This is a genomic window from Pseudomonas sp. HY13-MNA-CIBAN-0226 (assembly GCF_040310305.1).
Classification (GTDB): Bacteria; Pseudomonadota; Gammaproteobacteria; order Pseudomonadales; family Pseudomonadaceae; genus Aquipseudomonas; species Aquipseudomonas gregormendelii.
Window position 1 is genome coordinate 1 of the sequence record NZ_JBEOPS010000574.1, and the last position, 241, is coordinate 241.

The 241-nt window shown below is 68.5% G+C and carries 1 protein-coding gene; it reads right to left on the minus strand.

Going from position 1 to position 241, the window contains the following annotated elements:
• On the minus strand, nucleotides 1-241 hold a 241-nt coding region (locus AAEZ05_RS29970), incomplete at both ends, for a 2-oxoadipate dioxygenase/decarboxylase family protein (protein WP_350650292.1).

The following is a 241-nucleotide window of genomic DNA, read 5'->3' on the forward strand; positions in this document are numbered from 1 at the left end:
GGCGCAGCAGGATCGGGCACTGGCGCCGGGGTGGGCCTTCGATCACGGCTTTGGGGGTGATGCCTTTGCCGGGCATGGCGACCTGCACCTGGTCGATGTCCAGGGTGCGTGGGGTGAGGTGGTTGATGTGCGGGCCCTTGAAGGCGACGACGTCGGCGATCAGGCGGTGCTGGTCGCTGAGTTGCTGGTACTGGGCGCCGGTGACCGTGGCAGTGTGGTGCCAGCGGAACGTCTCCAGGGC